Origin of the sequence: Burkholderia orbicola (assembly GCF_900100915.1) — a bacterium.
Lineage (GTDB): Bacteria > Pseudomonadota > Gammaproteobacteria > Burkholderiales > Burkholderiaceae > Burkholderia > Burkholderia orbicola.
This window is the reverse complement of sequence record NZ_FNKW01000001.1, coordinates 3,123,326-3,137,398: the sequence shown is the minus strand read 5'-3', so window position 1 is coordinate 3,137,398 and position 14,073 is coordinate 3,123,326. Positions and strand designations below refer to the sequence as shown.

Annotated in this window: 13 protein-coding genes; 4 read left to right on the top strand and 9 right to left on the bottom strand. The window is 65.0% G+C overall.

Annotation, left to right across the window (positions count from 1 at the left end):
• Nucleotides 1-24: 24 nt before the first annotated feature.
• From BLS50_RS15000 to BLS50_RS14970, 7 genes are all read right to left on the bottom strand, one after another.
• Complete coding sequence (locus BLS50_RS15000; RefSeq protein ID WP_256334008.1) at nucleotides 25-2,529, bottom strand: AAA domain-containing protein; 2,505 nt, start codon at nucleotides 2,527-2,529, stop codon at nucleotides 25-27.
• Between the two features lie 502 nt (nucleotides 2,530-3,031).
• Complete coding sequence (locus tag BLS50_RS14995; RefSeq protein WP_034175699.1) at nucleotides 3,032-3,649, bottom strand: 2'-5' RNA ligase family protein; 618 nt, start codon at nucleotides 3,647-3,649, stop codon at nucleotides 3,032-3,034.
• Nucleotides 3,650-3,785: 136 nt separating this feature from the next.
• Nucleotides 3,786-5,405: a glutamine-hydrolyzing GMP synthase gene (gene guaA, locus BLS50_RS14990; RefSeq protein WP_011549558.1), complete on the bottom strand. Its 1,620-nt coding sequence runs from the start codon at nucleotides 5,403-5,405 to the stop codon at nucleotides 3,786-3,788.
• Between the two features lie 107 nt (nucleotides 5,406-5,512).
• Nucleotides 5,513-6,121 (bottom strand): hypothetical protein, encoded by a 609-nt coding sequence (locus BLS50_RS14985; RefSeq protein ID WP_074802525.1) that lies wholly within the window; start codon nucleotides 6,119-6,121, stop codon nucleotides 5,513-5,515.
• 6 nt (nucleotides 6,122-6,127) lie between these two features.
• Nucleotides 6,128-7,588 carry an IMP dehydrogenase gene (guaB, locus tag BLS50_RS14980; RefSeq protein WP_027784746.1) on the bottom strand — a complete coding sequence of 487 codons (1,461 nt, stop codon included), beginning with the start codon at nucleotides 7,586-7,588 and terminating at the stop codon, nucleotides 6,128-6,130.
• A gap of 279 nt (nucleotides 7,589-7,867) precedes the next feature.
• Nucleotides 7,868-8,701, bottom strand: coding sequence for a DUF2182 domain-containing protein (locus BLS50_RS14975; RefSeq protein WP_074802524.1), 834 nt, complete (start codon nucleotides 8,699-8,701; stop codon nucleotides 7,868-7,870).
• 28 nt (nucleotides 8,702-8,729) lie between these two features.
• Nucleotides 8,730-9,494, bottom strand: coding sequence for a DUF899 domain-containing protein (locus BLS50_RS14970; protein WP_074802523.1), 765 nt, complete (start codon nucleotides 9,492-9,494; stop codon nucleotides 8,730-8,732).
• A 114-nt stretch (nucleotides 9,495-9,608) separates the two neighbouring features.
• On the opposite strand from BLS50_RS14970, the gene BLS50_RS14965 reads away from it, so the two are divergent.
• The 3 genes from BLS50_RS14965 (at nucleotide 9,609) to BLS50_RS14955 (ending at nucleotide 12,634) form a co-directional block, all read left to right on the top strand.
• Nucleotides 9,609-10,829: a helix-turn-helix domain-containing protein gene (locus tag BLS50_RS14965; RefSeq protein ID WP_074802522.1), complete on the top strand. Its 1,221-nt coding sequence runs from the start codon at nucleotides 9,609-9,611 to the stop codon at nucleotides 10,827-10,829.
• 31 nt (nucleotides 10,830-10,860) lie between these two features.
• Nucleotides 10,861-11,547, top strand: a complete 687-nt coding sequence (locus BLS50_RS14960; protein WP_012328750.1) for a Vgb family protein — start codon at nucleotides 10,861-10,863, stop codon at nucleotides 11,545-11,547.
• A 121-nt stretch (nucleotides 11,548-11,668) separates the two neighbouring features.
• Nucleotides 11,669-12,634, top strand: coding sequence for a DMT family transporter (locus BLS50_RS14955; protein WP_012328751.1), 966 nt, complete (start codon nucleotides 11,669-11,671; stop codon nucleotides 12,632-12,634).
• Between the two features lie 42 nt (nucleotides 12,635-12,676).
• Here the strand turns inward: BLS50_RS14955 and BLS50_RS14950 are convergent, their stop codons facing one another.
• Nucleotides 12,677-13,000 (bottom strand): RnfH family protein, encoded by a 324-nt coding sequence (locus BLS50_RS14950; protein ID WP_006478513.1) that lies wholly within the window; start codon nucleotides 12,998-13,000, stop codon nucleotides 12,677-12,679.
• 4 nt (nucleotides 13,001-13,004) lie between these two features.
• Nucleotides 13,005-13,442 carry a type II toxin-antitoxin system RatA family toxin gene (locus tag BLS50_RS14945; RefSeq protein WP_006478512.1) on the bottom strand — a complete coding sequence of 146 codons (438 nt, stop codon included), beginning with the start codon at nucleotides 13,440-13,442 and terminating at the stop codon, nucleotides 13,005-13,007.
• A 99-nt stretch (nucleotides 13,443-13,541) separates the two neighbouring features.
• On the opposite strand from BLS50_RS14945, the gene smpB reads away from it, so the two are divergent.
• The gene (gene smpB, locus BLS50_RS14940; protein ID WP_006478511.1) at nucleotides 13,542-13,988 is read left to right on the top strand and encodes an SsrA-binding protein SmpB; all 447 of its coding nucleotides are present in this window, start codon (nucleotides 13,542-13,544) and stop codon (nucleotides 13,986-13,988) included.
• Nucleotides 13,989-14,073 lie beyond the last annotated feature (85 nt).

The following is a 14,073-nucleotide window of genomic DNA, read 5'->3' as shown; positions in this document are numbered from 1 at the left end:
CGCCCCACGACAACGCGAACCATATCAAGCGGTTTCAGTGCCGCTTGCCCACTGGGTCAAAAACGCTGCGATCTTTTCTTCGATATGACTTTCAACAGTCTGCAATCGGAGCAAGGGGATCTCGCTTTTCGTCAGAATGCTGTCTTTCAGCGCATCCCGTTCGATTTGTTGTGCCATGCCGTGCGATCCGCCATCCACTTCGATCACACCCAACGGCGTTTTCCCTACCTTGAAATACAGTACGAAATCACAACTGGCGCGATTTTTCATGAAATCCCGCTCCCGTGACGTCAGGGTGCCGTTCGTCAAGGACACCAACTGAATCAAGGCAATTTGCGAGTGAAATGTCATCGCCCGATAAGCGTCGCCGGACAATACCTCACGCAGTATCTGCGCGACGATCTGCTCGGACTTGTATCGGGAGTCAGCGGGACGCAGCCTGGCGTTGAGCCGCTCGAGTGACGCGTCATATTCCTTGTAGAGCAGGTCGAAAGCGGACACAACTGGAGCGCGATGGATCTGCTTCTCGTTGGCGTAGTACTCGATATGGCGAATCAGTGCTGCAATATGTCCGTTGGTTGCAGCAAAGACGTCGTCTCCCGTCACCAACGTGAATTTGCGCTTCGCTCTCGATACTGCCACATTGACCAAGTGCGGATCATCGACGAAACCCAGGCTTTGTTGGCTCCGGTACTTCTTGTCCAGCACCGTGGAGAAGACAATCTCATCGCACTCCCTGCCTTGAAACTTGTGTACCGTATCTTTGACGAAATCGGCCGGTAAATGCTCGCGAGACAGCGCGACCTGCGCGTTGTACGGGGCGATGAACCCCCTGCGCTGCTCATTGTCCCAGTCGCTCTCACCATCCCATTTAAGCGTCTCAAGCAGCGAATCCAGTTCGCGTCGATTCGCATTGTTGCGCGTGTGATTTCCCTTGGCCGTGACGAGCAGCTCCAATGAGCTTTCGCCTCCGTCACGCGTCATCGGTAGGAGCTGATTGTCATAGAACTGCTGATTGCAGAACTGGATGATTCTGGGATGACAACGGTAATGCTCTTTCAGAAGCGTCATCGGTATCGAATCGTGGAACACGCCGACGCACGAATCGAGCAGACTGTACTTGTCACAATCGTAAAACTCGCCAGGTGAAGCGATGCCAAGCTTCTGCGGAATATGCGGGAGCTGTTTCCTGTCGCCGACGATGATCAGATTTTTGGCGCAGCCCAGCGCCAGTATCCCGGGGACGATGTCTTGCTGCGACGCCTCGTCGATGATCACATAGTCGAGAATCGCACCGCCGACCGAGTTGACAATGGAATGCGTGCCGCTACCGATGATAGGAAAGCGCCGCACGAATGCATCGAAGTTCCTGCTGTAGTTTTTTGCATCGAACGATTCTTGCCGCGAGATATGCTGGTGAAGATGGTACTTGAGATGAGCCATCGATCCCGCGACCAGCTCATCCAGCAATGCATCGAAGTTGCCCAGCACCAGCGCTTCTCGATGGGCAGTCAATGCAGACTGCTTCTCCTGCAGCGCCCTTTCGTAGTAGTGCTTCTGCAACGCGTAAATCACCGATTTGCGCTTTTCCCAGTCATCAAATGGCTTCGCTCGAAAGATCCCAAAATTGAGCAGCAGCTCGAGCCTGTCCTTGAGCCGGATGCGATTCTCGGCAAGATAGGTCAGATAAGCCATCAGGTCCGACGATTTTCGCGGAGACAGTTGGTACTTGCTCAGAGAAACCGGCATCGCCACCGAATTCTCGCGCTGCCACTCCAGCAGGTAGTTCAGCTCTACGGTGAGCTCATCGACCTCGGCCTGCAGGCGAGCCACGGTGTTCTGAACATATAAATGTTGCTTCAGCTTCTGCAGGACCGCTTGAATCTGATCCATCGCGGGAGCTGGCGCAGGCGGCTCCGACGGCAAGGCTGGAACATCGACAAAGAAATCGTCGCGATTTGCCGCACGGCCCAGCTTGGCAACCACATAGTCCAGTCCGACCCTATCCAGTTTCTCATAGACGTTTTCAACGGCAGCATTGTTATTGGACAGGACAGCGACCGTGTTCCCGCGTAATAGAATATTGGCCAGGATGTTTAAGATGGTTTGCGTCTTTCCCGTGCCGGGCGGCCCTTCTATCAGGCTGATTTTCGAGGCGAAAGCTTGCTCCACTGCCTTCAGTTGGCTTTCGTTGACACCAAAAGGGTAAATAAAGTCCCCTCCTTGCGCGCGCACTTGGTGTCTTGCCGTGCAATATGCGTGCAACGCCGTGTCTTCATGAGGAGCCAGCCTCTCCAACTGGCGCAGCACGTTGTCGGCGATAGGTTTATCCTGCGGGCTCGCTTGTTCGGCTCGGGCCTTTGCCACGGCAACGAAATAGCGAAAAACCGGTTCATCCTTGATGTTTGTCGTGAGGTTGAGCTCAATATCTTGAGCACTCATGACATAAATCTTTCGGCTCCCCGGATAGTGGACGGCAGCGTATTTCCCGCCATAGATCACCACCTTGTCGACGACGCTGAATTGCACCCCTCCTTTCTTTGACAGGAGCCTGTCTTGGACTATTTCAGTCGGCTCGATTCTACAATTACTGAGCGGACTATGAAAAGATTTTCCGGACGGAAAGTGGCAAGTCAACATCAACTCATCCCTGTCGGCACCCCACCATATCGTCCAGTCTTTGATCTGCCTGGTTCTTTCTTCGTCGTTTACCCAGATGGAAACCATATGATCCTTATGCGACATTTATTCAAAGCATAAAAATTCAGATTTCCCATTCTAAACTACACTCGACTACAACGATCCAGCAACAGGCGAAACGGCCGTCAATGCAGTTTGAACGTAATGATCAAATGAACTGTTGTTGATAAGTCGTCGTTCTGGAACAGCAGGATACGTAAGCGACCGGATGCGTACTGCGTCCAGAAACAGGGCGAACAGCCCCGACCTCGCCCCACAACGGAATCGCGGTCTTTCGTCTGCCGTTCCGGGCACGACTCTATCCATACCAGGATTGCAAATTGTGAACGATTCAGTCTTTCGCGACGCGGCCCGTCAACGGCCAACGCCCGATAACGTCGTAATGCGTCTTGCCGAGCCAGCTGTGGATCAGGACGAATTCGTTCACGGTCCAAGTCACCGGCTCCAGGTCGCACCGACTGAATTTTCCATCGCCGTACAGCAACGTGACGTGCGGCGTGAAACTCGTACCCGAAATACGCAGACGAGTTCCTCTGAGAGCCTCTACAAGGCTGCGCTGAAACATGACCAACGCGTCCAGCCCGTCGCTCCCCGTCAGCACGAAAGGTCGATGGCCCGGTCGCCCGTTGAAGCGGAGCATCTGATCGAACGTCACGCCGAACGGCGGCACATCGATAGTTGTTGCGGCGAAACATGCCCGCTCAACAACCACCTCCGGCACATGCACGAAGTCGCCCAAGCTGTACAGCGTGACATGCAGACGCTCAGCATGGAGCGGGCGACCGCTGATCCGCACATCGGAGCCCAGGCGCGCGCGCTGCTCGGTCATGCGCGTAGCGGTGCCCGGGTCGGGCATCACTGCAAAGAAGAGACGATGCTCCGGCATCAATCGAGTTGCCTCGAATCCGGGTAGCGTCAGTTGCGGCACCGCAGTATTGTCGGTTTGCATGGGTAGGCCCTCCAGTATCGTCAACCGAATTCGACCGCCAACAACACAAACAACAACGCCCGGCAGGTATCCCCGCCGGGCGTCCGCATCATCCGATGCCACTATCAGTCATCGAGGCACACCTCGACGCCGAAGCTCACTCCCACTCGATCGTCGCCGGCGGCTTCCCCGAGATGTCGTACACGACCCGGTTGATCCCGCGCACTTCGTTGATGATGCGATTCGACGCGCGACCGAGCAGCGCATACGGCAGATGCGCCCAATGCGCAGTCATGAAGTCGGTCGTCTGCACCGCGCGCAGCGACGTCACGTAGTCGTATGTCCGCCCATCGCCCATCACGCCAACCGACTTGACCGGCAGGAACACCGCGAATGCCTGGCTCGTCAGGTCGTACCAGCTCTTGCCGACGTCGGCCTCGCCGCACAGGCCGGCAGCCGCATCCTGCGCGGTCGCGGTCGTGTTGCGCAGTTCCTCGATGAAGATCGCGTCCGCGCGGCGCAGCAGCTCCGCGTATTCGCGCTTCACTTCGCCGAGAATCCGCACGCCGAGGCCCGGGCCCGGGAACGGATGGCGGTACACCATCTCCGGCGGCAGACCGAGCGCGACACCCAGCTCGCGCACTTCGTCCTTGAACAGGTCCCGCAGCGGCTCGAGCAGCTTCAGGCCGAGCGTTTCCGGCAGGCCGCCGACGTTGTGGTGGCTCTTGATCGTCGTCGCCTTCTTCGTCTTCGTGCCGCCCGATTCGACCACGTCCGGGTAGATCGTGCCCTGCGCGAGCCACTTCGCCTTCGATAGCTTCTTCGCCTCGGCTTGGAACACCTCGACGAACTCGCGGCCGATGATCTTGCGCTTCGCTTCCGGATCGGTCACGCCGGCCAGATGGCCGAGGAACTGGTCGGATGCGTCGACGTGCACGACCTTCGCATGCAGGCGGCCCTCGAACATGTCGAGCACCATCTTGCCTTCGTTCAGGCGCAGCAGGCCGTGGTCGACGAACACGCAGGTCAGTTGATCGCCGATCGCGCGATGGATCAGCGCGGCCGCGACGCTCGAATCGACGCCGCCCGACAGGCCGAGAATCACTTCCTCGTCACCGACCTGCTCGCGGATCTTCGCGACGGCTTCCTCGATGTGGTTCTTCATGATCCAGTCGGGCTTCGCACCGGCGATCTGCAGCACGAAGCGCTCGATGATCTGGCGGCCCTTCACCGTGTGCGTGACTTCCGGGTGGAACTGCACCGCGTAGTAGCCGCGCGCCTCGTCGGCCATGCCGGCGATCGGGCAGCTCGGCGTCGACGCCATCAGCGCGAAGCCCGGCGGCAGCTCGGCCACCTTGTCGCCGTGGCTCATCCAGACCTTCAGCATCCCGTGGCCTTCGGCCGTCGTGAAATCCTCGATGCCGTCGAGCAGGCGCGTATGGCCGTGCGCACGCATTTCCGCGTAGCCGAATTCGCGATGGTCGCTCCACTCGACCTTGCCGCCGAGCTGCACGGCCATCGTCTGCATGCCGTAGCAGATGCCGAGCACCGGCACGCCGAGATCCCACACGGCCTGCGGCGCGCGCAGTTGATGGTCTTCGTACGTGCTCGCGTGGCTGCCCGACAGGATCACCGCCTTCGGCGCGAACTCGCGGACGAAGTCGTCGGACACATCGTTCGGATGGATTTCGCAGTAGACGTGCGCTTCACGCACGCGCCGTGCAATCAGTTGGGTGACTTGCGAACCGAAGTCGAGAATCAGGATTTTGTCGTGCATGGCTGCGGACGGGATGAAGAGAATAAGAAAAGCAGCGCACGAAGCGCTGCGTCAAAAGCATGGACAGCGGCGTCGGGCGGCAGGCGGCTCGCGCGACGCATCGCCGGTCAATCCTGCGACGGCGGGCGCGCGTCGAATGCGACGCTGCCTGACGCGCGATCGGATGCGGCCGATGGACCAGCGGCGACCGGCGCCGAAGGCGCCACCGGGCGGCTGACGACCGGCTCGACCCGCGGCTGCGGCGTGGAGGCCGGCGCCGGTTCGACCGGACGCTTCGCGTCCCGGCCCTCGAGCGCCTCCGCCCTGTCGGCCCTTTCGCGCCGGCGCACGGCCGATGCGAGCCGCACACCGCCGAGACCGAGCACGATCAGCGCAACCCCGGCCACGGCCGACAGCACCCGGCCGGCGGCCGCCAGCGCGGGCCCGCTGCCGGTGCCGATCGACCACACGACCGTCAGCACGCCGGTCAGCCAGTTCACGTGGCCGACCACCCGTGCGACGGGCGCCGTGAGGTCGCCGTTGAACGCCGCATGAAACGCGAGCCACGCGAGCCCGAGCAGCGCGATGCCGAACGCCTGGCCGAGCATCGCCGGCTGGATGTTCGCCAGTTGCAGCGCGTCGAACAGCGCCTGCCAGGGCGTCAGCACGAACAGCACGCCGAACGCCAGCAGCAGCACGGCATCGACGATCAGCACGGCTCGCAGCAGCGGTTTCATCGGCGCTCAGTCCACGTGGTAGTTCGGCGCTTCCTTCGTGATCTGCACGTCGTGCACGTGCGACTCGCGCATGCCCGCCGCGGTGATCTGGACGAATTCGGCCTTCTCGTGCAGCTCGTCGATCGTCTTGCAGCCGCAGTAGCCCATGCTCGCGCGCACGCCGCCGACCAGCTGGAACAGGATCGCGTTGACCGAACCCTTGTAAGCGACACGGCCTTCGATACCTTCCGGCACGAGCTTGTCGATGTTCGCCGAGTTGTCCTGGAAGTAGCGGTCTGCCGCGCCGTCCTTCATCGCACCGACCGAACCCATGCCGCGATACGACTTGTACTGGCGGCCCTGGTACAGGAACACGTCGCCCGGCGCCTCTTCGGTGCCTGCGAACATGCTGCCCATCATCACCGCGTTCGCGCCGGCCGCGAGGGCCTTCGACACGTCGCCCGAGAAGCGCACGCCGCCGTCGGCGATGCACGGCACGCCGGTGCCCTTCAGCGCTTCCGACACGTTCGCGATCGCGCTGATCTGCGGCACGCCGACACCCGCGACGATCCGCGTCGTGCAGATCGAACCCGGGCCGATCCCGACCTTGACCGCGTCCGCGCCGTATTCGACCAGCGCCTTCGCGGCGGCGGCCGTCGCGATGTTGCCGCCGATCACCTCGACGTGCGGGAAGTTCTGCTTGACCCAGCGCACGCGCTCGAGCACGCCCTTGCTGTGACCGTGCGCGGTATCGACGACGATCACGTCGACGCCGGCCTGCACCAGCAGCTCGACGCGCTCTTCGTTGTCCGGACCGACGCCGACCGCCGCGCCTGCGCGCAGCTTGCCGTGTTCGTCCTTGCATGCATCCGGGTGCTCGGTCTGCTTCGTGATGTCCTTGACGGTCATCAGGCCGCGCAGTTCGAACGCGTCGTTGACGACCAGCACGCGTTCGAGGCGGTGGCTGTGCATCAACGCCTTCGCTTCGGCGAGCGGCGTGCCTTCCTTGACCGTGACGAGGCGCTCGCGCGGCGTCATGATCGACTTGACCGGCTCGTCGAGGCGCGTTTCGAAACGCAGGTCGCGGTTCGTGACGATGCCGACGAGCTGCGGGCCTTCGACGACCGGGAAGCCCGAGATGCCATGCTGGCGCGACAGCGCGATCACGTCGCGCACCTTCATTTGCGGGGGCACCGTGATCGGGTCGCGGACGACGCCCGACTCGAAACGCTTGACCTTCGCGACTTCGCGGGCCTGTTCGGCCGGCGTGAGGTTCTTGTGGACGATACCGACGCCACCCTGCTGGGCCATCGCGATCGCGAGGCGACCTTCGGTGACCGTGTCCATCGCGGCGGACACGAGCGGCATGTTCAAGGAGATGTTGCGGGTCAGCTTGGTCTTGAGGCTGGTGTCGCGCGGGAGAACGTCGGAGAAGGCGGGAACGAGGAGCACGTCATCGAAAGTGAGTGCTTTTTGGATCAGACGCATGGCAAATCCTATGGGCGCAAAAGCGAATTATACGCGAAGCGCCGCGAATTTTCACAACACGAACAACGGCTTAGCCGGTTTCGGCCGTTCGGGGGCCGAATCGTTCGGATCGCCGTTCGGTTCGTTTTCGATCGTCTTTCGTTTCACCGCCGCATCGAGCCATTCGCGCAACCGGCGGCCGGCGGCATGTGCCCGTGTCGCGGCGGGGCCACACGGCCGCGACGGCGGCGGCCGCGCGCACGGCCCGGCGACCCGCCGAAGCGGCTTGCCAGCCCTGCTTCACGCCAGCCCGGCGGCACGGGCGATCATCGCCATGCCGCCCGCCACCACCACGCAACCGACGGTCCGCGCGACGCGCCCGCCGGCCGGCACAACGCGTTCGGCGGCAATCGCGACCGTCACGGCGGCCATCACGCGCAGATCCATCATGCCGGCCGCCAGCGCGACGGCCATCAGGTTCCCGCAACATGCGCCGCACCGGACCGCGGCGCGCACGCCGTACCGCCATGCCGTGACGGCCGCTGCCCGCGGCCGATGCACGTCGTGCGCCTCCGCATGCCGGCAGCACGCGAGCCGGCGCGCCTTCCACCCGGAGAATTGCAACGCGCCCGCGGCCAGCACGATGGCGCCGGACACGAACGGCATCGCCCGGGCGAGCGCCGGCAGACGGGCGGCGGCCGTCGTCAGTACGGCGCCGGCCGGAAACACGAGCGCGCCGAGCGCCATCCAGACCGAGAAATATCCCGCCCCCGCGACGACGACGAGCCAGGCCGACCGCGCCGCCGCCTGCGGGCCGATGCGCCGCCGGTAATGCCAGAGCTGCGGCGCGAGCACGGGCAGCATCATCGTCACCGTCATCGCGCCCCACATTCCGGCGAACGTCGCGAATGCGCGCCCGGCGCCCTGCCCGCACGGCCGCAGCCCTGCGGCCGAGGCCATCCAGCCGCCGGGCATCGGTACGCCGCCCATCGCCGCCATCGCCGCGTGCTGCGCCAGCGTCGCCACCACGGCGACCGCAAACACGGCCGCGACCGCCACGCCGAATGCCCGCGGATCGAGGGCCGTCTCGCCGGTTATCGGCCCGGCTTTCGGCCCGGTCGTCGTTCGTGTCATCGCGCGCTCCCGTCCGTCGCCGGCCCGCTCAGCCGCGCGCGTACTCGTCGTGACGGCGCCACCACGGGCCGGCCTCGTTGCGGCCGCGCGGCGCGCGATCGAGCCACTGGTACATCCCCCACAGCCCGTCGAGGCCGCGCGCGTAGGTCGAATACGTGTGATAGACGGCGCCATCCTCGCGCACGAACGCGCTCATCCCCGGCCGGTCGAGCGAATACGTGCGCGCGTCGGTGCCGCAGGTGGCCGCGAACTGCACGACGGGCGCTGGCGGCGGATCCATGTCCATCGCATGGCCGGCCCGCGCATAGTTGTATTCGACGTCGCCCGCGCGCTGCTGCGTTTCGGTGAACGACACGTTGAAGTCGAAGTTGAAATCGCTGCCGACCGACGACGCCCACGGGAACGTCCACCCCATCCGCTGCCGGTACGCGAGCAGTTTCGCGAGCGGCGCGCGCGACACGGCCGCGAGCGTCACGTCGTGATGCGCCAGATGCACGGCAAAGCCGTCGAAGCCGTCGGCGAGCGCCGAGCACGACGGGCAGCCCGCCTTGTAGTCGGGGCCGAACATGAAGTGATAGACGAGCAGTTGCGAACGGCCGCGAAACAGGTCGTCGAGCGTCGCCTGCCCTTCCTCGGTATCGAACCGGTAGGCCTTGTCGACGCGCACCCACGGCAGCGCCTGGCGCCGCCGCGCGAGTTCGTCGCTTTGCCGCGTCAACGCCTTTTCCGCGTCGAGCAGCGCGCGACGTTCGGCCAGCCATTCGTCGCGGGTTCCGGTGAGATGGGTCGTCATTGCGGGTTCCTCCTTCCGATGGGTATCCGGGCACGGCGTCCGAGGCCGTGTGCGTGGTGCTAGATTAGTGGCGGGCATCGGACCGGAGGGAGTGACAAGTGTGTCGGGATTCGGATGGATTCGCTGATCACGGCGGCCGCGCGCGCGCTCGCGACCGGTGACGCGCTCGGCGCGCTGAACCGCGTCGCGCTGCGCGACGATGTGCCGGCGCTCGCGCTGCGCGGCATCGCGCTGGCGCAGCTCGGCGATTTCGACCGGGCGCGCGCGCTCGTGCGCGCCGCCGCACGCGCATTCGGTGCGAAGGAAGCGGTCGCGCGGGCGCGCTGCGTCGTCGCGGAAGCCGAGATCGCGCTCGCGTCGCGCGACCTGCGCTGGCCGACCCGCGCGCTCGACGCGGCCTGCGCGACGCTCGACACGCACGGCGACCGCGCGAACGCCGCGCATGCCCGCTATCTCGGCGTGCGCCGGTTGCTGCTGATCGGTCAGCTCGACGAGGCCGAACGGCTGCTTGCGCATCTCGATCCCGTGCCGCTGCCGCCCGCGTCACGCGCCACCCATGAATTGATCGCGGCCGGCATCGCGATGCGCCGCCTCCGCACGCACGCGGCCCGTGCGGCGCTCGACCGTGCGCGGACCGCCGCCCACGCCGCCGGCATCGCCGCGCTGACGGCCGAGGTCGATACCGCGGCGCGCGTGCTCGACGCACCGGCCGCCCGGCTCATCGCGCGCGGCACGTCGCGGCTCGTGCCGCTCGACGAAGTGGAGACGCTGTTCGAGTCGAATGCGCTCGTCGTCGACGCGTGCCGCCACACGGTGCGCGATGCGCGCACGACCGTGTCGCTCGCGCGGCGTCCGGTGCTCTTCGTGCTCGCCCGTGCGCTGGGCGAAGCGTGGCCGGCCGACGTATCGAGAAACGCGCTCGTCGCCGCCGCGTTCCGTGCGAAACAGGCCGACGAATCGCATCGTGCGCGGCTGCGTGTCGAGGTCGGCCGGCTGCGTGCGGTGCTGCGCCCGCTCGCGAACGTGGTCGCGACGCCGCGCGGCTTCGCGCTCGAACCGCTCGGCGTGCGCGAAACCGTCGTCCTCGCGCGCCCGGTCGACGATCGCCATGCGGCCGTGCTCGCACTCCTCGCCGACGGCGAAGCGTGGTCGAGCTCCGCGCTGGCGCTCGCGCTCGGCGCCAGCCAGCGCACCGTGCAGCGTGCGCTCGACGCGCTCGCGGAAACCGGCAAGGTGCAGGCGCTCGGCCGCGCACGCGCGCGCCGCTGGATGACGCCGCCGCTGCCCGGATTCGCGACGACCTTGTTACTCCCGGTTGCGCTGCCGGGCGATTAGGATGGCCCCATCGAACGACGAGGTGACGAACATGAAACGCTCCACTGCAGAGATCCTTCACGAGTACGGCCCGTTCCCGGGCGTCGACGGCGTGCACGGCGTCACGTTCGACGGGCAGCACGTGTGGTACGCATCCGGCGACAAGCTGAATGCGCTCGACCCTGAGCGCGGCACGACCGTCCGCTCGCTCGACGTCGCCGCGCACGCGGGCACCGCGTTCGACGGCCGCCACCTGTTCCAGATCGTCGAGGACCGCATCGAGAAGATCGACCCCGAATCGGGTCGCGTGCTCGCGACGATCCCGGCGCCCGGCGGCGGCGCCGATTCGGGGCTCGCGTGGGCGGAAGGCACGCTGTGGGTCGGCCAGTACAGCGAACGCAAGATTCATCAGGTGGACCCGCAGTCGGGCGCCGTGCTGCGCACGATCGAATCGAACCGCTTCGTCACCGGCGTGACGTGGGTCGACGGCGAGCTGTGGCACGGCACGTGGGAAGCCGACCAGAGCGACCTGCGACGCATCGATCCGCACACGGGCGAGGTGCTCGAGCAGATCGACATGCCGGCCGGCGTCGGCGTGTCGGGGCTCGAATCCGACGGCCACGACCGCTTCTACTGCGGCGGCGGCAACAGCGGCAAGCTGCGTGCCGTGCGCCGCCCGGCGCGCACGCGTACCGCCACCGACGGCACGGACGGGATACCCGATCCGGCAGACGGCTGATCGACCGCGTGCCCACGCTGCCCGAACGCGCCGCCATGCCCCGAGTGCAGGATTGAACAAGACGCCGCCACGACGGCATCGCTAAGATGCGCGCACTTCAGTCATTTGTTCGGAGCGGTCGATGCAGCGCGGCGTGGTGTACGGTGTCCTGGCGGGCGCCCTGTGGGGCATGGTGTTTCTCGTGCCGCGGCTGCTGACCGATTTCTCGCCGCTGCTGCTGAGCGCCGGCCGCTATACGATGTACGGCCTCGTGTCGCTGGCGGCCGCACTGCCGGTCGCCCGCTCGCTGCTCGTGCGCTTGACCCGCGAGGATCTGGTCGCGCTGGTGAGGCTCGCCGTCATCGGCAACGTCGCGTACTACATGCTGCTGTCCGGCGCCGTGCACCTGATCGGCATCGCGCCCAGTTCGCTGATCGTCGGCGTGCTGCCCGTGACCGTCACGCTCGCAGGCCTCGGCGACCGTGGCGCCATGCCGCTGCGGCGGCTCGCCGCTCCGCTCGCGCTGGTGATCGCGGGTATCGTCTGCATCAACGTCGACCTGTTTACATCCGAAGCCGCGCACGCCACGACGCTCGCCCAGAAGCTCGCGGGCATCGCCTGCGCGGCGGGCGCGCTCGCGAGCTGGACCTGGTATGCGGTGGCGAACACACGCTACCTGCAGCGCCATCACCACTTCGGCGGCAATGAATGGTCGGTGCTGTGGGGTGTCGTGACGGGGTTGATCGGCGGGCTCTGCTGGATGGCGATCCTCGCGCTGCCGGCCGGCACGGTGCAGGCGGCCGTCCCCGCATCGCGGTGGCAGTTGTTCTGGCTGCTGAACCTCGTGCTCGCGATCGGCGCGTCGTGGCTCGGCAACGGGCTGTGGAATGCCGCGTCGAAGCGGCTGCCGCTCACGCTGTCGGGCCAGCTGATCGTGTTCGAAACCGTGTTCGCGATGCTGTATGCGTTCGTGTATGACCAACGGATGCCGCACGTGCTCGAGATCGCCGCGCTCGTGCTGCTGCTCGCCGGCGTATACGGCTCGGTGCGACGGCACGGCGACACACCGGGCAGCGCGTCGACAAACGCAAACGCCGCGGCCCATTGAGCGCCGCGGCGTTTGATCAGATCAATCGAAACGAAAAGCGCGTCAGCGCGCGTCCTTGTGCATCCACTTGCGGCCCTCGATCGAGCCGGCGCGGCGGGACTTGTCGACGCGCCGCTGGCGCGCGAGCTTCGGATCGACGATCAGCGGACGGTAGATCTCGACGCGGTCGTGATCGACGAGCGGCGCGTCGAGCGGTGCGAGCTTGCCGTACACGCCCGTCTTCGCGTGTGCGAGATCGATCTCCGGATGCAGCGCGAGCACACCGCTCGCGTCGATGGCCGAGCGCACGGTCGCCCCTTCGGGCAGCGACAGCGGAATCAGCGTCTGGCGGTCCGGCAGCGCGTAGCAGACTTCGATCGACAGCATCGCGTCACCCCTTCCCGTAGCGCTGGTCCGCACGCTTCACGAACGAATCGACGAACGTGTTCGCGATGTGGCTGAACACCGGCCCGATGATCTTCTCGAGCAGGATGCTCGAAAACTCGTAGTGCAGCGCGAATTCGATCTTGCACGCATCGGCGCGCAGCGGGATGAAGCGCCACGAACCCGTGAACTTCTTGAACGGCCCGTCCGCGAACTCCATGTCGATCCGGGTCGGACGCTGCTGCGTGTTGCGGGTCGCGAAATGCTGCTTGATACCCTTGAAGTTGATGTCGATGCGCGCTTCCATCCCGCTCTCGTCCTGACGGCGAACCTCGACACCGCCGCACCAGGGCAGGAAATTGGGGTAGTCGGCCACGTCGGTGACGAGGTCGAACATCTGTTCCGCCGAATGACGGATCAATACGGTTTTCTGGACATCTGCCATAAATCGCGCGGCATCGCTTAAAGTGGGAACGCCAAGCCGGGCGATACGCGCCCCGCTTTGCTAAAATCGTGATTTTAAACGAGTTGGCCCGATCCTTTCATGAGCATCATCGACAACAGGAAAGCGCACTTCGATTATCACATCGAGGAACGCTACGAGGCGGGGCTCGTGCTGGAGGGCTGGGAAGTCAAGGCGCTGCGCGCCGGACGCGGCCAGATCAAGGAAGGCTACGTCGTGGTGAAGAACGCCGAGATCTTCCTGATCGGGACCCATATCAGCCCGCTGCCCGAAGCCTCGACGCACATCAAGCCCGACCCGGTTCGCACGCGCAAGCTGCTGCTGCATCGCGAGGAAATCAAGAAGCTGATCGGCAAGGTCGAGCAGCGCGGCTACACGCTCGTGCCGCTGAACTTCCACTACAAGGGCGGTCGCGTGAAATGCGACATCGCGCTCGCGAAGGGCAAGAAGCTGCACGACAAGCGCGAAACCGAGAAGAAGCGCGACTGGGAACGCGAGAAGGCGCGGATCATGCGCGCCGGCACCTGACACACACGGCGTTCATCGCAAACGACACGGCCCGCTCGAAGCGGGCCGTGTTGCTTTGGACTGCCTGAATCGCGCCGGCCGGTCG